The organism is Saccharibacillus kuerlensis DSM 22868 (assembly GCF_000378145.1).
GTDB lineage: Bacteria > Bacillota > Bacilli > Paenibacillales > Paenibacillaceae > Saccharibacillus > Saccharibacillus kuerlensis.
Map to the genome: position 1 here is coordinate 1 of NZ_KB899315.1, position 23,912 is coordinate 23,912.

The 23,912-nt window shown below is 51.2% G+C and carries 13 protein-coding genes, 1 tRNA gene and 1 pseudogene; 7 read left to right on the forward strand and 8 right to left on the reverse strand.

Annotation, left to right across the window (positions count from 1 at the left end; all coding sequences use genetic code 11):
- Window positions 1–275: 275 nt before the first annotated feature.
- Entirely contained in the window at window positions 276–1,106 is an 831-nt protein-coding gene (locus F456_RS0120695) for an AraC family transcriptional regulator (RefSeq protein ID WP_018978943.1), read from the reverse strand.
- Window positions 1,107–1,344: 238 nt separating this feature from the next.
- On the opposite strand from F456_RS0120695, the pseudogene F456_RS23230 reads away from it, so the two are divergent.
- Window positions 1,345–2,358: pseudogene (locus tag F456_RS23230) on the forward strand (glycoside hydrolase family 88/105 protein); the annotation flags it as partial.
- 759 nt (window positions 2,359–3,117) lie between these two features.
- Here the strand turns inward: F456_RS23230 and F456_RS0120705 are convergent.
- The 6 genes from F456_RS0120705 to F456_RS0120735 form a co-directional block, all read right to left on the reverse strand.
- Window positions 3,118–3,825, reverse strand: coding sequence for an HAD family hydrolase (locus F456_RS0120705; RefSeq protein ID WP_018978945.1), 708 nt, complete (start codon window positions 3,823–3,825; stop codon window positions 3,118–3,120).
- A 433-nt stretch (window positions 3,826–4,258) separates the two neighbouring features.
- A complete protein-coding gene (locus F456_RS0120715; RefSeq protein ID WP_018978947.1) occupies window positions 4,259–5,650 on the reverse strand; it encodes an MATE family efflux transporter in 1,392 nt (463 codons plus the stop codon).
- Between the two features lie 284 nt (window positions 5,651–5,934).
- Entirely contained in the window at window positions 5,935–6,894 is a 960-nt protein-coding gene (locus F456_RS0120720) for a sigma-70 family RNA polymerase sigma factor (protein ID WP_018978948.1), read from the reverse strand.
- Window positions 6,895–7,095: 201 nt separating this feature from the next.
- A tRNA-Leu gene (locus tag F456_RS0120725) sits at window positions 7,096–7,179 on the reverse strand.
- Between the two features lie 87 nt (window positions 7,180–7,266).
- Entirely contained in the window at window positions 7,267–7,491 is a 225-nt protein-coding gene (locus F456_RS0120730) for a hypothetical protein (RefSeq protein WP_018978949.1), read from the reverse strand.
- Between the two features lie 219 nt (window positions 7,492–7,710).
- Window positions 7,711–10,242: a LamG-like jellyroll fold domain-containing protein gene (locus F456_RS0120735; protein ID WP_018978950.1), complete on the reverse strand. Its 2,532-nt coding sequence runs from the start codon at window positions 10,240–10,242 to the stop codon at window positions 7,711–7,713.
- A gap of 633 nt (window positions 10,243–10,875) precedes the next feature.
- Between F456_RS0120735 and F456_RS0120740 the strand changes: the two genes are divergently transcribed.
- The 6 genes from F456_RS0120740 to F456_RS23235 all read left to right on the forward strand — a co-directional run bounded on the left by F456_RS0120740 (window position 10,876) and on the right by F456_RS23235 (window position 19,734).
- The gene (locus tag F456_RS0120740) at window positions 10,876–12,345 is read left to right on the forward strand and encodes a polysaccharide deacetylase family protein (RefSeq protein WP_018978951.1); all 1,470 of its coding nucleotides are present in this window, start codon (window positions 10,876–10,878) and stop codon (window positions 12,343–12,345) included.
- A 38-nt stretch (window positions 12,346–12,383) separates the two neighbouring features.
- Window positions 12,384–13,733, forward strand: coding sequence for a nucleotide sugar dehydrogenase (locus F456_RS0120745; protein WP_018978952.1), 1,350 nt, complete (start codon window positions 12,384–12,386; stop codon window positions 13,731–13,733).
- 85 nt (window positions 13,734–13,818) lie between these two features.
- Window positions 13,819–15,636, forward strand: a complete 1,818-nt coding sequence (locus tag F456_RS0120750) for a glycosyltransferase (RefSeq protein ID WP_051086774.1) — start codon at window positions 13,819–13,821, stop codon at window positions 15,634–15,636.
- A gap of 36 nt (window positions 15,637–15,672) precedes the next feature.
- Window positions 15,673–17,427 (forward strand): polysaccharide deacetylase family protein, encoded by a 1,755-nt coding sequence (locus F456_RS0120755; protein ID WP_018978954.1) that lies wholly within the window; start codon window positions 15,673–15,675, stop codon window positions 17,425–17,427.
- Window positions 17,428–17,464: 37 nt separating this feature from the next.
- Complete coding sequence (locus F456_RS0120760) at window positions 17,465–18,547, forward strand: glycosyl hydrolase family 18 protein (protein WP_018978955.1); 1,083 nt, start codon at window positions 17,465–17,467, stop codon at window positions 18,545–18,547.
- Window positions 18,548–18,942: 395 nt separating this feature from the next.
- On the forward strand, window positions 18,943–19,734 hold the full coding sequence (locus tag F456_RS23235) for a hypothetical protein (RefSeq protein WP_018978958.1): 792 nt from the start codon (window positions 18,943–18,945) through the stop codon (window positions 19,732–19,734).
- A 123-nt stretch (window positions 19,735–19,857) separates the two neighbouring features.
- Here F456_RS23235 and F456_RS0120780 read toward each other — a convergent pair whose 3' ends face one another.
- Window positions 19,858–23,655 (reverse strand): alpha-L-arabinofuranosidase C-terminal domain-containing protein, encoded by a 3,798-nt coding sequence (locus tag F456_RS0120780; RefSeq protein WP_018978959.1) that lies wholly within the window; start codon window positions 23,653–23,655, stop codon window positions 19,858–19,860.
- Window positions 23,656–23,912 lie beyond the last annotated feature (257 nt).

The window sequence follows — 23,912 nt, forward strand, 5'->3', positions numbered from 1 at the left end:
TGCGAAGCTTATGCAGCGCAGGGAGCCGCGGATATTTCGCATTACGGCGGTTGGCGGAATGCCATTGCAACTGCCCAGACTGCCTCTCAAATCTGATTGCTGCTATTAATTTATAGAAAAAAGACTGTTCCGGAACTCATCGAAGCTGACGAGGGAACAGTCTTTTTGGTTTTGGTTTTGGTTTTGGTTTTGGTTTTGGTTTTGGTTTTGGTTTTGGTTTTGGTTTTGGTTTTGGTTTTGGTTTTGGTTTTCGGCAAGAAATGTTCTTCTAAGCTCTATTTCCGGTAAAACAGGGGCGCTCTCCCCGTCACTTCCTTGAACACCCGGCCAAAATGGGTCACACTGCCGAAGCCTACTTTTCGCGCGATGACGTTCACTTTCAGGGAAGAGTTCAGAAGCAGCGTAATCGCCTCCTTCACCCGCACACTGTTCACGTATTCCACAAACGTAAATCCTGTCGCTTCCTTAAATGAACGGCTGATCGAGTACGGGCTGACATACAGCCGCTCCGACAGCAGCTGCAGCGTCAGTTCCTCCATATAATGCTCGTTGATATACCGTACCACTTCGAAAATCCGTTCATGCATGGGATTCGAAGCCGCCGGATGTTCGTCATTTTCCTCTGGCAGCTGTCGACAGCAGGAGATCAGCAGTTGGATCGTCAGCGCGCGCGCGTAATCTTCATAGCCCGGACGCTCATCTTCTACCTCGCGGATCATTTCGCCGGACAGCACTTCGATGACTGCCGGATCATAAGAGCCTTTTCGCATCAGGATGTAATCTCGCTCGAACAGCGGACGCAGCACATCGATCCGCGATGCCCCTTCTGCCGCCAAATAGCTCTCGTGCACATTGACCACCAGCCGCTCGTAATCCGGTGTATCCGCATTGGTCGTCCGGTGAAGCACGTTCGGGGAGACGACGACGATATCTCCGGCTTCGATGACAAACGTACGGTCTTTGATAAAAAACTTGCGCTGTCCGGACATCATATGAAAAAACTCGTATGTGGTATGAAAATGACTCGTGAACATCTGATAGCTTGGTCCGCTGCGATAATGCACCAGAAAAGTTTCCCTGCCATTATCATAGTACAGTTCGTTCATACTGCCCCGCCCTCTCCATATTCAACCCTTATTCCATATCCGGCTTTTCTTCTATATCAAGCTTTTTCCCACTTTCCTTCCATTATAATAGCTCACAATAATACCGCAATATTTAAGAAGAATATGTGGAAATCAGCAAAATATGTACAGTTCATTATGCTACCATAAACTTATATAGAACGCTTACAAAACGTGCTGGTTAGGCGTTACAAATCCAACGAAAATGGAGCGAAAACAGATGAAACTGCATACGCAAACGGAAGATTTGAAGCAGCTGATCGAACGAGTAACGGACTACACGCTCGATATGGATCTGACCTGGGATTGGCCGTGCGGCGTCGCCTACTACGGTGTCAGCCGGGCGTACGAAGCGACCGGAAATAAGCGTTATCTGGAACGTATGGAAGCCTGGGTGGATGAATATATCGAAGCGGGACTTCCTCCCGTCTGGACGGTCAACGCCTGCGCGATGGGCCATATGCTGCTTACGTTATACGCAGAGACGAAGAACCCGAAATATCTGGATCTGATCAAGAGCAAGATCGACTACTTGGAAAAAGACGCTCTGCGCTTCGGAGATGGCGTGCTTCAGCATACCGTATCGGCCAATAATGATTTCCCCGAGCAGGCCTGGGCCGACACGCTGTTTATGGCCGCCTACTTCCTGCTGCGCGCCGGAATTCTGCTGGATCGCAAAGACCTGATCCACGATGCGCTGCATCAGTATTTCTGGCACATCAACTATCTGCAGGACGAAGACACCGGGCTCTGGTACCACGGCTATAACAACGTCAAGCAGGATCATATGTCCGGCATGTATTGGGCCAGAGCTAATGCCTGGGGGGCGTACACCATGTCCCGTGCAGCCAAAGTGCTGCCGGAAGCGTATCTGTATCCGCCAATGATGCATATCTGGAGTTCGCTGCGCGATCAATTGGCGGCGATCAAGAAGCTGCAAAAAGACGACGGCCTCTGGGGGACGGTTCTTGATCAACCGGAAGCTTACGGTGAAGTCTCTGCAACCGCCGGCATTGCCGCCGCGATGATCGTGCAGGGCAACCCGCTGCATGGCAAATACGTACGCAAAGCGTTGGACGGCGTAATCGCCAACATTACCGATAGAGGCCGTGTATTGAACGTTTCCGGCGGCACCGCCGTTATGAACGACCTCGAAGGCTACCTCGGCATCGACCGCAAATGGGCACAGGGCTGGGGTCAGGGACTGGCACTAGCGCTGCTGACGGCGGCGCTGGAGAATCAGGAACACGAAGAGCGGATCGCGAAAAAACGGGGAAGTATGGACAGGGTAGACAGTGATGTTCTTGCCGCAGAAATGGAGGGTATGGTAGCGGAGGAGTCGAGTGCATTAAGTACGGGCGCAAGTGCGGAAAGCACGAACGCGAGTGAGGGAGGTACAGATGCGAATGCGGAAGGCATAGGCGCTGGTGTGAAACAACTTTAAGAAAGTATAAGCGCCCACGGCACTTCAAAAGGTCCCAAAGCGCTTAAAAAAGCGGCGCAGACACCCAATAAGTGCGTATATGCATCTATTTTTCATAAAAACTCGCTAAATCGTAAAATAAGTGCGTAGATGCAATTATTTAATGGGAAAATGCGAATAGAAACGAAAAAACGCTGAAATAAGTGTATTACAGCACTTATTTCAGCGAAATTTAAAAAACGAGAAAAATAAGTGTACATACGCACTAATTTTCTTTGGGCTGTCGAGAAATTCTTCTCTTGTGAGAATCCAATGAGCGGAAGAGGGAATTCAGTGTAGGAGCGCTAGCGATCGCCTTTGAAATCGAGAAAATTCTGCTAAAATTTGATCCTTTTTCTCGATTTCAACACGCGACCGGAACGAATTACCTCAGCAGCCTCTTCGGAAACTCTCGCAAGCCTCTTTCTCACAATTTTCCCCATACTTTTCCTCATACTCTTCAACATTCTTTATCTCACGCGTTATATTCTATGTTCTTCCCGGTCCCTATCTCTGCCAAAGTCGCGTTCATCACTGCTCGCAAATCCTCCGAATCGTCTCTACGATCGAATCGTTGCCGGTCAGCGTAATATCCGGCTGCACGCCGCCTTCCGGGATCTGGGTTCCCCGACGGTCGATCCAGATTGCTTTCCAACCTGCGCCTTTCGCTCCCACGATGTCGTTGGCATACGAATCACCGATATAATAAGTCTTCTCCGGATCAAGCCCCAATCGCTCCTCCACATGGCGGAAGATCCGCTGATCCGGCTTCATGAAGTCAAGTTCACCGGAGACAAAGACTTCATCATGCTTCAACCAATCGTAAATGCCAAGCTGCTGTACCTTTTTCCGCTGATGCTCCGCCGGACCGTTGGTGATAACCCCGAACTTGAGTCCTTTGGCGAGGCAGTAGTCCAGCGCTTTCCGCATGTCCGGCGTCAGCTCGAGTTCACCCTGCGCCGCTGCGTAATCCTGCTGGAATTGGAGCGCTTCTTCTCTTGAGATGTTGACCTTCATGACACGAAATGCCTCCGTAATCCGGTAAGCGTGCATGTCTTCAAGCGTCATCTCCCCGCGCACGGTCTGTTCGAATACTTCATCGCTGAAGTGACGGTTATACCGATACAGATCGTCCAGCGACAGCTCCGCATAACGTGCGAAGCTGCGATCGAACGCCTTTTTAAAGGGAATGATCTGGTCATAGACTGTATCATCAATGTCGAAAATAAAGCTGTACATGGATGTTTCCTCCTTCATTTCGGTCGCAGCGCAGGTTAACCGATAAAAAAGCCACATCGGTATGCCCTTACTTATTTTATGTGAGGCAGGAAAGAGCACGGCTTATATTACGCTTCGCATAATTAAGCCCTCTTTCGCATAATTCTGCTTTGCTTTTGCTTCTACTTTTTCTTACGCTTCTACTTCTACTCTTGCTTCTGCCGCTGCTTTTTCTTCTATTTCTACTTCTGCTTTTGCGTCTGCTTTTGCTTCGATTTTCCGGCTTTTGCTCGATTGCCCGGTTACATCACCCGATTGTATCATAATTACGTAAAAAGAACCGCGCTGCCGGCTTATTTCAAGCCCTCTACAGTGCGGTTCTTTTTCAGCAAAACTTTAGTCATTCCATTCCACGGCTTTTCTACATCTTCATTATCGCTCTATCTTCCGGTGCCTAAATCAATCGATGCCGATACCATTTCTTACCCATAAACCGCCAGATGAAGATGATGCCACGAATTCCCCATTCGGCATTCATGGCCAGCCAGACGCCCAGGATGCCGAAGCCGAACACGACGCCGAGCACATAGCCCAGCACGACGCGGAACAGCCACATCGACAACATGGATACGAGCGAAGTGAACTTGGCATCGCCCGCCGCTCTAAGCGCCGACGGGATAATGAAGCTGATCGACCACAGCGGAATCTGGGCGAGCGTGTTGATCAGCACGATCAGGAAAATGTCGTCTACGATATCCGACGGCGGATTGAAGATTCCGACCAGCGGATGGAACAGCGGCAGGATGATCAAGCCCATAATTACGTAGGAAAGGGAGCCCAACACGACAAACGATTTGGTCAGCTTTTTGGCATCTTTCACGTCCCGGCGCCCCATGCACTGTCCGACGACCGTAATCAGCGTCAGTGCTAGGGCGTTGGCCGGAATCTGCATCACGCCGGCCAATGCGCCGCTGATCGCGTTGGTTGCGATAGCGTGCGTGCCCATACCAACGATGAAGACTTGGGTCAGAACCTTCCCACCGTTGAAAAACATCTGCTCCGCCGCAAACGGCATGCCGATCGAGAACACCCTTTTCAGCATATCAAGCCCAATTCGGAAAAAGTCCCGAATCTGCAGCCGCAGTTCGGCATCGATTCGCAGCAGATAGTATACCGCGCAGGCGGCTGCCAGATAACGCGAAATGTTAACCGACAGCGACATGCCGAACACGCCCATATTGAGTCCGTTGATGAACAGCAGGTTCAATCCGACATAGGTCAAGTTCATCACGAGCGACAAAGCCAGCGACGCCCGCGTCCGGCCGATACCGCGCAGCGCGCCGCAGACCGCCTCGACAAAAGCGATGCCCACGTAAGAGAGTCCGTTGCCGATCATATAGATGCGAGCCAGCTCCATAACGGCCGGTTCCGCCGATCCGAACAGCAGGTTCAGCAGCGGATTGTGGAACACAACCATAACAAGGCCGATGACCAGCGCCAGCAATGATACGGTGGATGCCGCGCCGGCCGTCGATCTGGACACCATTTTATCGTTGCCGCTGCCTTTGTACTGCGCAACCACAACCGTACCTCCCGTCGCAACCGCGACGAAGATGCTGAGCAGGAATACGTTCAGCGAGTCGACCATGTTGACCGCGCTGATCGCGTCCATACCCGCCGAACTGATCATTGCCGTATTCACCATATGAAGTCCGACGATGAAGATCTGATCGACCAGTATCGGAATAAAAAGAGCAATAATCTGCTTGTAGTCTATAGAGCGTCCGGAGAGATACTTGTCCAGCAGTGCGCTCCGGCGCCCGATTCGTATGTCTGTTTCTGCCATGTCTTACCCTTCTTTGTCCGTAGATTTGAATGTCTTGAAACCAAAACAAAAACGCTCTTCCATCGCCGTAAGGGCTGAAGAGCGTGGCTGACTATCGTTGAGTTAAAAGATACGTTCGCAAGCTGATGGTTTCTCCAGCCCGATTTCCAAACTCCTACGAGCTTCTATCAGCTTTGCCACGTTTGCCAATATAACACTGTTCCCCATATAGGACAAGGCTGTTGGCGGAATTTTTCCAATTTATCCGCCGGCAGGTTTGTCAGGGCCGCTCCAGCAGCAGCCGGTCAATTCATACCACCAAGCTTATCGTCGGCGAGGACCAGATACAGCTCGCGGATCTGCGGTTCTTCGGCAGCTGCTTCTGCGATCAGCAGACACAGTACAGCCATGACCCTTCCGTTCTGCCGGAAGACGAGCTGCAGTTCGCCGTTAACAAGCTCGGGCGAGGCTTCCCATTCGCGCAGCTGAGCGTAAATGCGCCGCGACGTCAGCAGCGCCAGCACGCCTTTGCGGCCAATCATCGGCCGGACGACCGTGCGCACCTTCCGGCCGCCGCCATCGGCGATAAATACCGGCTGCTCGGCGAGCAGCTCCATCATGCCGCCGACATCGTAAGCGGCAAAAGCAGCGGTGAACCGGCGCAGCAGACTGGCACGTACTTCGCCTCTCTGTCCGGCTGTGCGCAAAGCCCCACTGTCGGCTGTCATCACAGCCGGTTCAGCCTGCAGCATACGCTTAACCCGACTGTAAATCTGCCGACAGCCGGCTTCGGTTCTGCCGGTCATCTCCGCAATAGCCGCATAATCGTACCGAAACGCTTCGCGCAGTACGAATACCGTACGTTCTCCTGGGGAGAGACGGTCCAACAGCACCAAGTAAGCGTAGCTCAGCATATCGCGCCGCTCGGCGACCACCTCGGGATCGTCCTCTATGCCGCTTACCGGCTCCGGCAGCCATTCGCCGATATAAGTCTCCCTGCGACTGCGTGCAGAATTCAGCGTGTTCAAGCAGGCGTTGGTGATCATCCGGGCAATATAAGCTTTTATATGGGTGACGTCCTGCGGCCGGCGCCTATGCAGCTCGGCAAAGCAGTCCTGCACCGCGTCCTCCGCCCCTTCCGCCGATCCCAGCATCCGGTAGGCGATCGCGAAAGCATATTTCCTGTACTTCGTGTACAGCCCCTCCACAGGTGGAATATGAGGCAGGCCTTCCCGTGCATATTCGGTACGATTCGTTCTCGTCATATTGAATTTCTCCTTTCCAGCCTTGAATCTCTTCTGCTTTGTAGACCATTTGCATGTGCGGAATGTGACAGCAGGCATCTATACCGAATGCTGCGCAGTCGGCATAGAGTACTCAAATATGTATGTATAAAAATATACACGAAAAAAGACCCGAAATTCTGATTAGCATCAGAACCTCGGGCCTTGGTTTAAATAATAGGATGCGGTCGAGAGGACTCGAACCTCCACGGTATTGCTACCACACGGACCTGAACCGTGCGCGTCTGCCAATTCCGCCACGACCGCATATCTTGGTGACCGCGATTGCCTCGCGAGCACAAGAAATAATATATCGCACTTTTGGCGAGATGGCAAGCTTTTTTTAAGAAATTTTTATTTCCTCAAAATCTCGTCCATTTCTTTTTTCAATACGAGATAACGATGAGTGCTTCGCATGATCGGAACCTTGGTCAGCTTGTTCTTATCCACATAGATCTTCATCTGATCCTTGGTTAAACCCAACAGATTTCCAGCTTCCGTAACCGTCAATACCTCTTCGTTACTTGTCGCGTTAAAAGTCTTTTTGACTTTTAAATTCCAATCCTGGAACGTACTCATGGATCGACCCCCTATTATATAAGATGTGAACGTGCTGCTGCCAGTCCTTTTATTATATCACACTTTAACGTTTTAATGAGTCGAAACTCAATATAAAAAGCGGAGAGGCAGCTTCGCTGACCCTCCGCTTTCAGTGTATTCAATTGCCCATCTTTATCTACGCCTACTTGTTTGCTAACATCTGCCTTCCTATTGCGAGCGCTGTCTTTGCTGCCGGACTTACTGTGCCAATTCTGCTGCCTGCTCCGGTGTCAGCGCACCTTCGAAAATGCGCAGTTCATCGAGCTGACCTTTGAACGGCACATCCCACCAGTTTACGCCAAGTGTAAATGTACCGTTCGCACCTTCCGCAAACACATCCGGGAAGCCTGTGCCGGCAAATTTGCGCTCACCGTTCACATAGACGAACAATGTACCTTCGTTTACCGAGAACGCCAGATGACTCCACTCGTTTGCCGGGATTTTGACGCCCGTTACCCCATCATACCAACTGGAACTGCCGCCCCACAGCATCGTCTGGTCGCCTACCGCACCTCTCGGCAGCAGACTGATCCAATGAGAATCGTCTTTTGCTCCGAAGAATGTCGGCGTATACGCCGTCAGCTGCTCAGGCTTCACCCAGAGTGAAACGGAGTACGATGAACTTTGAATCAGATCTCCCGGCAGACTGACACCTGTCGCGCCATCAAATGCCGCCGCCTGCCCTTGTACGCCGGCTGCATAGCTCAGTTTGCCGCCTTCACGACCGATGCGATCGCCGATAACGGTTCCATCCGCAAAAGTTCCTTCACTGTCGGACAAATTATTTTCAAAGGAATATTGTGCCGTCAGTTTCGCGCTTTCATACGGCAGCACTGTTATCTCAAATGTCGCCGTCTTCTGCGCGCTTCCCTTAACGATTGTCGCAGTCAGCGTCGCCGTACCTGCCGGCTGCCCTTCCGCCGGACGCGTTACTTTACCGGAAGAAGTGATTACATTCTCGTCCGAGCTGCTCCAGGAAATCTGTGTACCCCGGCTGCCAATCGTCGGCAGATCGAGATCGCTTGTTACTCGGCTTGTGTCGCCCAGGTTCAGACCTGCTGCCACATTTTCAACAACCTGTTCGTCGCTGATGTCGGCCAGACGCGTACCCCAGCCCATATCGCCGTTCTCGGATACTGCCGTAAATGTCATGACGTTCGACTGCGATACCGGATCCCACTGTCTGATGAACACGCCGTCGAATTCTACGCCGTCCAGTGTCAGCTTCGCCAGGTTGCTGCCGTTTTTGCGCCATTTGCCTTCATGCGCGCCCGTTACCGTACCGTCCGCGTTCAGACGCAGCGGCTTCGGTTCTTCAATAGCTTCAGAGTACGCTTTGCCGTGATTGAGATAAGCGTAGTCTCCGGCAATATCCGCCTTTTTCACCGTAGTCAGCTTTTCGCCGCCATAACGGTAAACGGATACAACCGGCCAGCCGTCTTTGTTCATAAACATCTTGTGAACCCGCACTTCGTGCATTTCGCCCTGCTGAGGGAAGCGGGTATGGAAGACAAGGAACATCTCTCCGGTCTTGGTATCCGTATAGACGGAGTTATGCCCCGGCGACACGTAACCGTAGCCGATGCCCGTACCCGGATCTCCGGCTTCGCGCTCGAACAGGAAGTTGCCGATCAGCTTGTTGCCGATTTCCGTGTTTTCCGTACCGGCTGGCAGTACCGCACTCTGGCCCTTCGAGTCCGTGTAAGGACCGTCGATGTCTTTCGAACGGAATACGCGCATATTATACCCGCCGTCCGCGCCCAACCAACCATAGGTCACATATAGATAGTAATATTTCGTACTCTTGTTGTATTCAATGTAAGGACCTTCGCCGGACTTGCCATAGCCGCCCGCGATCTTCGTACCGAAGTAGCGATCGATCATGCGTCCGTCCTTGGTTGTACCGTCTTTGCCCGGGAAGATCGGCTGACCGGTCTTCTTGTCAATCTCCAGAATGTAGATACCGCCGGACCAAGATCCGTACGTCATCCACAGCCGACCTTTCGTATCGTAAGACAGAGCGGCATCGATCGCGTTCGGATACTGCTGGTTGTTATAAGAACCGTCCGCATTAAACCAATTATCGTTTTCCCCTGTCAGCTTTCCTGCACCGATCAGTTCGTCGATATGCGTATTGGTCCATTTCTTATTCACTTTGCTGTCTCTATCGTACGCTTCATTCTCCGTAAAGCCCGAATACATAACCGTGTCGCCGTATTCATACGGTCCTGTAATCTCTTTTGACACCGCAAACCCGATTGCCGAGCGGATATAGGTGGAAGAAGCGCTGTAATAAGTCATGTATGCGCCTTTAGAGCCGTCTTTATTTACGTAATCTTTGTTCCAAAACACATCCGGAGCCCATACGGCGAAGCCGTTCTTGCTGTCCGAGTCATTTTCACCCGCCCATTGGAACGAACCGGCCAGATTTTTTGACAGGTCGCCGTAAATGGCGTTGCCCGGCGTTGTGTAACCGTTTCCAATAGAAGTCCAGTTCATCAGATCGGTCGATTTTGCGGCATCAATATGCGAACCAAATGCATAATACGTGTCGCCTTCCTTAATGATCGAAGGATCGTGTACCGAAACGTTCGTAAACGACGGTGGCGTGTCCAAGTCCTTGTCCGACGGTGCGGCGCTGGCTTGATTTTGGCACCCGGCCGCCAGCGGCGTAAGCAGTACGAGCGACAGCAGCAGAGCGGAATTGCGAATAAGCTTGTTGCTCTTCATGAAATTGTAGTCCTCCTTCTGAGTTGAAATGCTTGAGTCTTGGGGTTACCCTATATCCTTTCGTCATTCGCTTCCGATATCCTTCATGTTTTTAAAAATAAATAATAAAAATGTTAACTAAGTAAGCCCGAAAGTTCAGTAATGAGAGCGTTTTCTTTTATTTGCTTGGTTTAGATTAACCTTTTAGTTATCGAAAATGTATTTGTTTGTCTCTCCTTTTACTTTTTGCTTTATCATTGTTTTTTGCCGCTTGAATTATTCGTCTAGAGCAGCCTATTCGGCATTTATTTTCATACACGTTATAAGCCGTGCAAAGCAGATAGTAAGCCGCCTTTTGTTCTGGGGATAAAGTCCTGTGTGCTTAACTTTAAATTTTCCATCTTGTCATTTACTTATTTGGCTGGTATTATTTGATCTCTAGGTAACCCTTCGATTTTCCCCTCTAAGCTCGTTCTTTTGTCTATTTTCGTATCCTTTCTCCTTTATCTCTTGATCTTCATCACTTTTCTAGTTCTATATTTATTTTGTAATTTTTAGGATTATAAAATTCAAAGATCCAAAATAATGGTATCGGATACTAAAATTGTCACATAGACCATAGACCTAAATTACTTAAGGAGAGATGCAAGAATTATGGTAGGCTTTTTATCTGCCGCAAATACGATGAAATTGGTCAAGAAGGCAGTCCCTGCACTTGGGATTATTTTTTTGCTTTCTGGATGCAATGGGACCAGCGGCACAACCGACAACGACATAGGCAGGGCTTCGGAACCTGCTGCCCCTCTTCAAAAAGTTTCTCGCTACGTAGGCACACCTTCCCACGAAATTCCTTTCGTTTATACCGCCAAAAAGCAGTTTGCACTCACCTTCAATGGAATGGCCGATCGCGAAACAATGACAAAGCTGTTGGATGAGCTGGATCGCTATCAGATAAAAGCGACATTCTTCCTCCCAGGTATGAGAGTCGCCGAAGAACCTGATATCGCCAAAGACATTTTAAAAAGAGGTCATGAGATTGAGAACAACACATTGAGTCAACCCGATCTGAACAAACTGGACTACCAGGGCGTTTACAAGGAAATCAAATTGACCAACGATGTGATCAAACGGGAAACCGGAGTGCAGCCCAAATACATAAGAACCCGTTCAGGAAGCTACCCCGCAGATCTGCCCCTGATCGCTGCCCAGTTGGGTATGAAAGGCGTAGTCAGCTACAACATCAACCCGAAAGACCGCGACATGCAAAGTGCCGAAGAGCTCGGCCATTACATCGGACGCTACATCTCCAGAGGCGGTATCATCTCCCTGAATACCGACATCAACCCGGAAGTGATCAAGACAATCCCCTACATTTCAAGATACGCCAAGGATATTGGATACCAACCCGTTACATTGGACCAGATGGTCTCAGATGGAGGTTTCCGCAAACCTGTCGAAGAAATCCCCGGATACCAACCTGTTCATGCCACTTCCGATTACCAAAATGCAAGCTACAAGCTGATTGAGAAAGTCGACACGGATCGCAAAGAAATCGCGCTTACGTTTGATGACTTTGGCAGCGACAAGACCATCACCCAAATCCTCGATATCCTCGAAGCACACAATGTCAAAGCTACCTTCTTCCTTCGGGCAAAAGGCGTAGAAAGCAACCCGAACCTGGCCAGAGCCATGGTCGAAGGAGGCCACGACGTCGCCAACCATACTTACGAACATACGGTGCTGACAAAAATGACGCCGGCCGCCATCCAAGAAGATATTGTTAAAGCCCACGAAGTAATTGCAAATGCGATCCAAGAGCAGCCGGTTATGCTGTTCCGCCCACCGACCGGTGCGATCGACGATGAACGGGCCAAAGCGATTGCTGCTGTAGGTTACCCAAATATTGCGATGTACGATGTGACCACACTGGATTGGGATGCATCCAACAGCGCCGACGATATCGTAAACGGAGTCATGACCCAGACCCAGAAAGGCAGTATTATCCTGCTTCACATGTTGGACGACATCCATACCATTGAAGCACTGCCTCGCGTACTGGAAAATCTGGAGGCCAAAGGCTATACCTTTGTCAAAATGCAGGAACTTATCGATCAAAATCCATAATTTATAATCCAAAATCCAGAAGAATGGGAGTGAGAAAAATGGCATTAGATATCAACTATGAATTGGCGACCGAACCTGAATTATATCGTGCTATTGTCACCGGCCAGGAAAAAATTGCAGTTGTCGGTCTCGGTTATGTAGGCCTTCCGCTTGCAGTTGCTTTTTCGAGAGTCGCAGGCGTTATCGGATTCGACCTGAACGAATCCCGCATTGAAAAATACCGCAGCGGCGAGGACGTCACAGGCGACATCGGCGATGAAGTCATTCGTGACTGCTCGATCGACTTTACGTCCGACTCGGCCAGTCTTGCGGGTGTACGCTGCTTCGTGGTAGCCGTTCCGACTCCGGTCAAAAGCGGTAATGTACCCGATCTGCGCTTCGTTCGCAGTGCAAGCCGTACCGTCGGTGAACAATTGACCAAAGGCTCGGTCGTTGTCTACGAATCGACCGTTTATCCGGGGGTCACCGAAGAAGTATGTATTCCCATTCTGGAAGAAGTGTCCGGACTGCGCTGCGGCATCGACTTCAAAGTCGGCTACTCGCCAGAACGAATCAATCCCGGCGATAAAGTTCACCGACTTGAGAACATTGTCAAGATCGTATCCGGCAGCGACGACGAAGCGCTGGATCTGGTCGCCAAACTTTATGAAATGGTCATTGAAGCCGGCGTACACCGGGCATCCAGCATCAAGGTAGCGGAAGCTGCCAAAGTGATCGAGAATGCTCAGCGCGATATCAATATTGCCTTTATGAACGAACTCTCCATGCTGTTCAATCAGATGGGCATTGATACAAATGCCGTGCTGCGTGCCGCAGAAACCAAATGGAATTTCTTGAAGTTCCGTCCGGGTCTTGTTGGCGGTCACTGTATTGGCATTGACCCTTACTACCTGACGTACAAAGCGGAAGATACCGGGTATCGCTCCAAAATCATTTTGGCCGGCCGACATATCAACGACGGCATGGGCAAATACGTCGCGCAAAGCATTATCAAAACAGCTGTCCAAAAAAAGCTGGATCTGCGCAGTGCCAAAATCGCCGTGCTCGGACTGGCCTTCAAAGAAAACTGCAACGATATCCGCAATTCCAAAGTGATCGATATTATCCGCGAACTTCAGGATTACGGCGTACAGCTTATGGTTGTAGACCCTCTGGTCGAATCGAAGGATGCCCTTCAGGAATACGGCATCGAACTCCATGCTCTTGAAGATCTGTCCGATCTGGATATGGCGATCGTCGCAGTCGCGCATGAGGAATTCGTATCGCTGGGCCACTACGGAATGGCGGATATGTTCAGCCCGGATCGAAGCCGCTTCCTGTTCGATATCAAAGGAATCTTCGACCGCGCCTCTTTCGAACAGAATGGGTACCACTATTGGAGCCTCTAAGACCAAACAAAAAAAGCGAAGAACATAGGAGAAGCGAACGGTGATAAAACTGAAAAAGAAAGTCCGTACCGAAGAAGTTCTGTCCATGCCGCAAGATGACCGGCGCACCCTGTCTTACGTTCCCGACCCCGAGCAAGTTCGGGGAAGCGTGGATCGCCGCGGCGCCTCCGGTTACTCTGACCCTACCTTTGAGACGGAAGACTACGTTGCCAGTCAACGACTGCTAAGCCTGCGCTATGCAGCGAATTTTGAAATTCTGGTCGTTCCTCAAGGAGTCAAAAAGAAAAATGGGCTGAAAGGTACCGTCCGTGATATCTCATCTACGGGACTCCGTATGGAACTGCCTGCCGAAAACGCGAAACTCGCGGTAGGCACTCCGCTCAAATCCAAGTTCCGTCTCCCGGAAGGCGTCATGCCCGAAGGGTTTGAAGCCGGTGTAAACCTTGAAGCCGAAGTCGTCCGAACTTTCACCGAAGAACAGGACGGAAGAGTCCGGCACATGGTTGCTCTCAAATTCGTTAAGCCGCTGACGGAATACTTCCAGCGCAAACGCTGGGGGTACTCGATCTATGCCGCAAGTATTCTGCTGTTTGCCGTCTCATTGTTCATCCTGCTGATGAGAACGGAAAGTATTATTTATTACGAATACAAAGCCGTGTTGTATACATACAGTATTGTCGCCGCACTCTTTTTGCTAACCCGCTACTTGTTCGGGGCTTTATATCGCAATGTGCCTGTTAATCCGGATTACACCCCGGGCGTATCCATTATTATTCCGTGTTTTAATGAAGCGGATTGGATCAAACGGACCATTCTGAGCTGCATCAATCAGAATTATCCGGTAGACAAGCTTGAAGTTATTGTCGTCGACGATCGCTCCACGGACAATTCCGTAGAGAAGATCCGGGAAGTGATCGAGCTGGTTCACCAGGAAGCCGAACGCTACGCAACTCGCGATCGTCTGAGTTATACCGTGCTCGAGCGAAATGCAGGCAAACGCGAAGCGCTCGTGAAGGGCGTGGAACTGGCCAAGCACGATCTGGTCGTGTTCGTCGATTCGGACAGCTTCCTCGAACCGAATGCGATCCGCCATCTGGTCCAGCCTTTCCAGAATCCGAAAATGGGCGGTGTTGCCGGCCGTACCGACGTGGAGAACAAATACACCAATACGATTACCAAGCTGCAAACCGTTCGCTATTACGTCGCTTTCCGTATTATGAAAGCTGCTGAATCTTGGTTCGACTGCGTCACTTGTCTGTCGGGTCCGCTGTCGTGCTATCGCAAAGAATTGATTCTTAAGCATAAGGACGCTTGGCTGAACCAGAAGTTCCTCGGACGTCCTGCTACATTCGGTGACGACCGCAGTATGACGAACTTTATTCTGCAGACTCACCAGACCGGCTACCAGGACAATGCCATCTGCTCGACGATCGTCCCTTCGGACACCGGCGTCTTCCTGAAACAGCAGATGCGTTGGAAACGTTCCTGGCTGCGCGAATCGCTGCGTGCCGGCGGATTTATCTGGAAGAAAGAACCGCTGATGGCGCTGTTCTTCTATGTCGGACTGATTGTACCGATCGCCGCGCCAGTTGTCGTTGTCTACAATCTGATCTACGTTCCGATTGTACATGGGTTGTTCCCCGGAACGTTCCTGATCGGACTGCTTCTGATGGCAACGCTGATGAGTCTTGCCCATCTCTTCTTCCGGAAAAGCCGCCTCTGGCTGTTCGGCTTCGTCTTTTGTATCTTCTACGAATTCGTTCTTCTCTGGCAGATGCCTGTCGCCTGGGTTACGTTCTGGAAGTCGACATGGGGCACCCGCGAAACGCCGCAGGATATTGAAGCACGCGAGAAAAAAGAAGCCCGAAAAAGCAGAGGCCGCCGTTTTGGGCTCCCGTTTTAACTTTCAAATCAAAAACATGGGGTGAAAAACGCAGCAATGCGAAAACACAAAAAAAATCCTTCTCTTAATGTGAAAAGGAAAAATGCGAACAAAACGATCAAAGTCATCGTACAAATCGTTCTGTTGACCGCCGTGCTGTTTGTCCTTGTCGGCAAGATCTTCGTTGTCCGTCATTACGCCGAACCGGTTCGTGCCGAATGGAATCAGCAGCGGGGGTTTACCGCCGTTTCTTACTTCGGCGTAGCCCGCAAAGCCGACGCCAAGTCGGTCTCCCGGCAGCAGCTGGAAGCCCAGCTCAAAGCGCTGCATGACGACGGATACGTTACAATCTCCCAACAGGACATTATCGATTACTACTTCAAAGGCAAAGCGCTTCCGGATAAAGCTCTGTTCCTGTCGTTCGAAGACGGACGCAACGACTCTGCACTGTTTGCGCAGCCTATTTTGGAAAAATACAATTACAAAGCGACCTTCCTGACGTATGCCGACAAGATGGGCGACAGTCAAGGCAAGTTCGTGCAGCCCAAGCAGATGCAGAAAATGCTCAAAAGCGGCTTCTGGGAAATGGGCAGCAACGGATATCGTCTGTCCTATATCAATGTCTTCGATAATCAGGGAATCTCCCTGGGTGTCAAAGATGAAAAAACACTTCCAGACAAAACTAAAATCGGGTACTATAATCATTACCTTATGGACTTTATCCGCGACGAAAACATGATTCCGATCGAAAATCGGGCGGATATGCAGAAGCGAATTGCTGAAGATTACACACGGATGCAGAACGTCTATACGGACACGCTCGGTTATGTACCCGGCGTTTATATGATCATGCATGCCAACTCGCTTGGCAGCAATATGAACAAACTCGTTTCCGAAGCCAACTCTACTAACATCGAACAGCTATTTTCCATGCATTTCAACCGTGAAGGCAGTTCTTATAACACCCGAAGAAGCGGTATTTACAATTTGACGCGTGTACAGCCGGGAGCTTCATGGTCGACCAATCATCTGCTGATGAAACTCCGCGAAGACAGCAAGCAGGACACCACCTTCGTTGTCGGTGACGTATCACAAGCCGGGAATTGGACAGTTTCTCAGGGAGCCGCCGAGTTTAACGAAGACCGGATCGTACTGACTTCCCGTCCGGGCAAAACGGGACGTATGCATCTCAACACGAACGTGGAAGCCTCCAACCTATCGTTCTCGGCCAAGCTGCTCGGCAGCGTTGTAGGCAGCCAGTCAGTATCCCTGGGTTCTACCGATCAGCTCAAAATTTCCCTTGCCGATAACCAACTGCTCGTAGAGCAAAAAACGGACGGGAAGCCATTTGAGCAGCTGTTCGCTGCTGTCCTGCCTCCCGTGGAATGGCACGACCGCGATATTCAATTGAACAAAGCTTCGGTCTATACCCAAAGTGAAGTGATGCAGGCCAAAGCACTGGATGAAACGGATTATCCGTCCAACCTCCCGGGGAATCGAAACCTGACATTCACGATTCAGGGAGACAAGCTTCAGCTCAGCATCGACGGGAATGTACAGATTAATGACCTGCGTATTTCACCGAAAATCTCGGACGGAACACTGGCGCTCGAATCTGTTTACAGCTCAAAAAACAAAAAAGACAATATCTACGACGCTGTTTTCCAAGATGTAAATATTCGCTCTGCCGCCAATGACGGTGCAGAGGAGCAAGTATGGTTTACCAATAAAGCGAGCGGTCTGCAATCCGTTGGCCGCACACTTTCCCGAAGTATCGATCATTCGATAAACTGGGCGATCGATACTTTCTAAACTACAAGGCTTCAAGGTGAAAGGAACCCCTACATCCATGAAAAAAAAGCCGATCCTTGCACTCACCCTGCTGGCTGCTTGCGTATTGACCGCTTCCGCTTTTTATTATTTTCAGAAAAACCGTCAGGTTCAAAATACTGCGGGATCCGTAGAGTCGCCGTCTTTCAATGCGGCTCCGGCTTCCGCTCATTTATCCGCCTGGATGGCTGACTGGAATTGGAGCAACGATCTCCCCGACCTCACCCGACTTTCCGGAAGGCTCGACGAGCTCGAAGTTTTCGCCGCCTATTTTGATTCGAGGGACCAACTTTACTTCACCCCTCAGTTCGAAAAAGGGCTGTCTCACATTCGGAAAGCCGCGAAGGATGGCGGAATTCCGACTACGCTGCTCACAGTCGTAAATGATCGTTTCAATACGGACGGCACAGCGGTGCAGAAGGATACGCAGCTCGTGTCCCGGCTGATCCACACCAAGCAGGACCGTCTCAATCATGTCAGCCAGCTTATGAGAGCCGTGAAGGACTACGGATTTGACGGGATCGAAATCGACTACGAAAAAATATCCAAAGCGGACTACGGCAGAATGGTGCTGTTTATCAAAGAACTGCAGAAGCAGCTAAACGCGGAAGATTTGAAGCTTCGTGTCGTATTGGAACCCGGCATGCCGATCGAGACCATGAAGCTTCCTCCGGGACCTTCCTACGTAATGATGGCGTACAACCTGTACGGTCTGCACAGCGGTCCGGGTCCTAAAGCAGATCTGGCGTTCATCCAGAAGCTCGGCAAACGTATGGACGTCCTGCCGGGCGAATCTACAATTGCATTCTCCATGGGCGGATTCGACTGGGCAGCTTCGGGTAAAGTCACGTCTATGACCGAAGTACAGGCGCTGGAAACAGCGCGCTTGAGAGGCGTCTCCCCTACCCGCGACAGCAAAAGCGGCAGTATGACTTATACGTACCTCGATGATAAGGGACAGAGTCATACCGTCTGGTACGCTGACGGCATTACGCTTCTTCGCTGGATTCAGGCAGCAAACCGGACCGGTATTTATAACGTCGCCATCTGGAGACTGGGCGGCTTGTCCTCGGCCACACTGACAACACTCAGTAAGGTTTAATTACAGAAAGCTTAAGTACAGCAAAAAAGCTTAGCTGCAGCAGGAAGCTTAAGTACAGCAAAAAGCTTAGCTGCAGCAGGAAGCTTAGCTACAGCAAAAAGCTTAGCTGCAGCAGGAAGCGCCGGAAGCAGAATAATCATTCTGCTTCCGGCGCCAGCTTATCCTTTTGTTTGAACCGGCCCTCTGCGGCCGGTTTTCTTTTTTCTCTTCCTTTTTTCTTCCTTTTTTTCTTCACACTTTTCTTCACCTTTTTCTTTCCCATCCCTTGTCTTTTCCTTTCCTTTTCTGTCTGCGGAACGCTGCAATTTTGCATGGCCTTTTCGACTTGTTAGAATAAGGGTATGTAAAATTGAACATTTCATGTAAGAATAGCGATCCGGATAGGAGTGAACCTGATGTTCGAATGGTCCGATCTGATCTCGCTGATCGTATCGGCGTTTGTCATTCTTCCGGTCGTCGTTTTCCTTCGGGAATCGGGCTATCTGCTCGGCAGCATGGTCTTCGGTGTACGCAACCCACGTATTACGCTCGGTTCGGGCCCTAGGCTGTTCAAACTGGGTTTATTCGATGTACGCCGCTATTATCATCTGTACAGCTGGTTTTCTTACGACGATCTCAAGTATAAAAGCCGCTTTGCCTATGTCTGCCTATACGCCGGACCGATTCTCATCAATTTAATGCTCGCTTTTACAATCAACACTCTGCTAGCGAACGGAACAATCCAGTGGCAGCAGACGTTCTGGGACCGGCTCGTCTTTTACTCGTTCTACTATGCGCTGTTCGATATCGTGCCTATGCGAATGACGAACGGCAAACCCAACAACGGTCTGATCATCTACGAGATGCTGCGCTACGGCCGGCGGATCGATTACAATCATGAGCCTTTTCTCGCTTCGACAACCGAGACCGAGAAACACTATCTCGAAGAGATGGAAGCCTACGCGGAAAACGAAGAAAGAGATCCAATACTGAAGCGAAAAAAACAGCGTCGGATTAAGCGGGCCGAAACAATGAAACGGATTGGCATTCCTGGACATCGGGCAGTTGCGATGCGGCGGACCTCTTCGAAAGCCAAGCAGGATTCAGTTGAGATGGGGCCACCCCCTTCGCAAGCCAAACCGCAGGAACCCGATGCAATGGGGCCAACTTCTTTGCAGCCCAAGCAGCAGAATTCGGAGGAAGAATAAATAAAGGAGAGGCTCCGAGGAGCCTCTCCTTTTCCTTCTTAGCTTTTCTCTGGACTTCTTGCTATTCTTCCATTCCCTATCCCCTGTCTTCCGCTCCGCTTCTGAAAGGGACTGTTCGAAATATTACTTCTTCAACTGCAGAATCACTACGCTGACAGAGTTCGCTGGAAGCTTCAGTACAGCTGTCGGTCCGGTTTCGCCATTCTCCAAAGTAAGTCCGCTTTCGACAGGAACAACCTGCTCTGCGTTCTTCTTGTTCACGTTCGGTACATTCAGCAGCGAAGTGTCGCCTGTTAACGTGACGATCTTGGCTTCGGTCGAAACATTCAATCCGTCCAGATTCAGCCTCGTAGCCTTCTCTACACTGTCGGCGTTAACCAGCTTGAGATAGACATGCTGATCGTCCGCTGTAACCGAATGGAACACATCGCGGTTATACGCTTCGAGCTTGTAATCCAGCACCTTGCTGTTCCAATGACCGGAAGCGTAGGAGCAGATTAGGTTCTGTCCATTTTGCCCGCCGAAGTCTACTGTAACAACATACTCACGGTTGTCTTCAAGCGGCTCGTAGCTTGCTGCCCGCATGTTGCCGGCTGCCGTACTGGACGAATAATCGCCAAGCGTATAACCTTCCACGCCGCGCTTGTACACCTTCACGCCGGTAGCCGAACCGCCATAGCCGATTGCGTATTCCAACATATCTTTCTTCTCCGGCGTAATATCGGTTACACCTACGCCTACATAGAAGCCGTCTTCTCCCGCGCTCTTGGAAGCTGTGACTTCGACTTTGTAGTCGGACCAGTCGTCGTTCATGATGTACAGTCCGTTCAGACCGGCATTCTGTGCTTTCAGCACAAGGCCGCGTCCATTTTCCAGCGTATAGCCGGCCGAACCCGGAAGCGTCTGCCAGATGTGATCAAGCTCATTTGCAGAAGCAAAATCGCTATTCAGCAGCACGCTTCCATCTTTGTTCGATGTAACCGTAATGCTCTTCACGGTCACTTCCGCATTCCCTGCCGCAATCTGAATTCCGCCGCGCGGGCTCAAGTCGATCGGGCGTCCGTTTTTGTACGTGGAGAACGATGTAGGCAGTACTTTGGTGCCCAGGTACTTGGCATACATCTGCTGTACATAATAGTTCGGCGTAAACCAGACGGTCTCGTCGTCGAACCAGATGCAGTCCGGTGTCCAGCGGTACGTGCCGTCGGTCAGCACCTTGTTGAAGAGCGGCGCATAGGCAGCCAGACGTACGACATCAGCATTTTTCTCGAATCCGGTCATCAGTGCCGCTTCGGCTACTGCACCCGCCAGCGTGTTCTTGTCCGTGGATGCATATTCCCCGACGAACACTTTCGACGTCTCGCGCCAGTTCATGCTGCCGTCTTCGTTGTATGCCCGGAAATAGTAGTTGTAACGGTCGGCGTTGTTCAGCAGATATTCATTCGATCGGTAGTAATGCTCATCCGCGATCGTATCCATGTAGTTCGGCTGCTTGGCATACCAGGATACGTTTTCCGAAATGACTTTGTCCCGATCTGCAAATTCCACTTCCGCCGAACCTTCCAGTCCGCCGCTCAGGAACTTCCAGCCCTGCTGATACGCATCGTCATCCGCCTGCGCACCCACTGTGGAGATGATGTACAGCTCATGCTCCGGATAATGTTTCTCCATATATTCTTCGATCCGGGCTTTGAACACTTCAAAGTTGGCGAAGAATTCCGTTCCCCAGTTCTCGTTGCCTACGCCGAGGTAGCGGAGATCGAACGGTGCTTCGTGACCCATTTTGCGTCTCATCGCAGCCCATTCATTGCCTTCAAAGTCCATGCTGATTGCAAAGTCGATCAAGTCCGTGAAGTTCTTGATATAGTAATCGCGCAGCTCGCCGCCGGCCGGGTGGGCATAGTCGGAGCGGGCCTGACACAGTACGCCGCAGGCCATGACTGGCAGCGGAACCGCGTTCAAGTCTTCGGCCAATTGGAAGTATTCCATATAGCCGAGGCCCATCGTCATCATATAGCCCCATACGTTGAAGTTTTCTTTGCGCAGCTCAATTGTATCGATGGAATCCTTCCAGTCGTATACGTTATCCCAGATAAATGAACCTTCCGAGATACAGCCGCCCGGGAAGCGCAGGAACTTCGGATACAGGCCGACCAGCGCTTCCACTAGATCGCGGCGCAGACGGTAGTTCGGATTGCCGAGATAGTTGGCGCGTGCCGAAGGCGAACCTTCCTCTTCGCTCGCACCCCATACCTGCTGCGGTACCAGCGATACCAGCTCGATGGAGATCTCGCCTTCAAAAGTCAGCGCCAGCTGTCCAAGTACGTTTTTCGAACCGGTCAGCACCAGCGAAGACGATACGCTGCCGTCAGCCGGATACGGAACGCCGTACTTTTTCCATGTGCCGCCGCCTTCGACATTAACCGTGATCGCGTCACTTGCCGCTCCGCCTTCCGGATCCCGCAGCTGCAGCGTAATTTTGCCTTCCTGCTCGGCTTTGGCCCAGATCGTAAAGTCGTACTTGGCACCTTCACGGATGTTCATTGCGCAGCCGCCGTTTGTATCGTTGTAGCCGCGGTTGTAAATCGTCGCTCCGTCCGCTACCGTTACATAATAGCTGTTCACATCCGGATCGTTGGATCCCAAGAATTGTCCCAACGTATCCGTGTTCTTCGGCGTCATCTTGTCGATATCGCCGTACCACCAGAGCAGCGGCTGACGGTTGCGTCCGCTGGAGCAGCCGCATGCGCCGGAAGCGTGGGAATACGTGTCGAATTCGAATGCTTCGAACGAGCGGTTCTGCACCATTTCGGCATAGATTCCGCCGTCGGCTGCGTTGTTGATGTCTTCATAGAAGAGTCCGTACATGACTTCGCTGACGTCAACCACACCTTCAAGCTCCGATTCGCCATGGATGGTCAGCGTATACGGAGGAAGCTCCGAAGGCAGAACGGAGACGTCGAAGCTGCGCTCAGTCGAACTTGTGCCGACTTTGAGCGTGGCTGTAAGGGTCGCAGCCTGCGGTTCTCCTGTTCCCTGCGGCCAGACCTGTCCCGTATTCGATACTGCATTTGAATCGCTCGATGTCCAGCTGACTTCGACTTTACCGCCCATCAGGGAGACCGGCAGCGAAATGTCGCTTGTCAGTACATCTGTCGGGAACGACAGATATTTGTCTGCCGCCAGGCGTACAATCTCTTCGTCCGTCAGCGATTCACACATTACTTCAATGATGTCGTCTGCCGACATGCCTGCTGCATAGACGCGGAAATCGGACAGCGAACCGGCGAAATCGTCATCTGCCGCATACTGTGAACGACCGATATAGTTGCGGACATAATGACCTTCGTCCGTAAACGTCTCGAACCAGCGGCGCAGCTGGGCATAGTTGCCGCTCGACGTCTGACTGATTGAACCGTCTGCAGCCGGCTCGCCGTTGACGTACACGATCGGTCCGGCGCTGCTCAGCGTTCCGCCTTCTGTCCCCAGTACGCTCATGGCAACGTGCATCCATTCGCCGCGCACGAAGCCGCGTCCCGGATCGGCCACAAGATCGCCGCCCGCCGACAGCGTGCCGCGCAGACTCCGCGTCAGGAACAGCGAGGGACCGCCTTCACCGCTGCCAAAGTCGCAGATGCGTTCCCAGTTGCTGGTGCCCGCATCAAAACGTACCCAAGCCGCTACCGTAACACCGCTGTTATCGCTTACATCTTTGAGCAAATCTGACGGAAGTTCGAGATACGAAGTGCCGTTTCGGCCTCCGGCGAACGTCACTGCGGCTCTGCCGTCGATTTCCGATACTGAGGGAAGCTTGTCTCCTGCGGGCTTAGCATTCCGTCCTTTTCCCGTGCTATCCTGTCCGACTGCCGAAGCTTCGTCAAACTTATAGTGTACAAGAAGCCGATCGTGGAATGAGGTCATGAACATTCTCCTATCGTTAATAAATTTTCAACTTAGTTAATTTATTTGTTAATGATTCACAAAAACACTTGTCTTAACTAATCATAACGTGTTGTACGTACAACTTCAAGTGTTAATCGGAAAATCGGCTGGAAAGGAAGTGGATCGGCCGCTTACCTTGTGCTGGCGGTCTGGCGGTCTGGCGGTCTGGCGGTCTGGCGGTCTGGCGGTCTGGCGGTCTGGCGGTCTGGCGGTCTGGCGGTCTGGCGGTCTGGCGG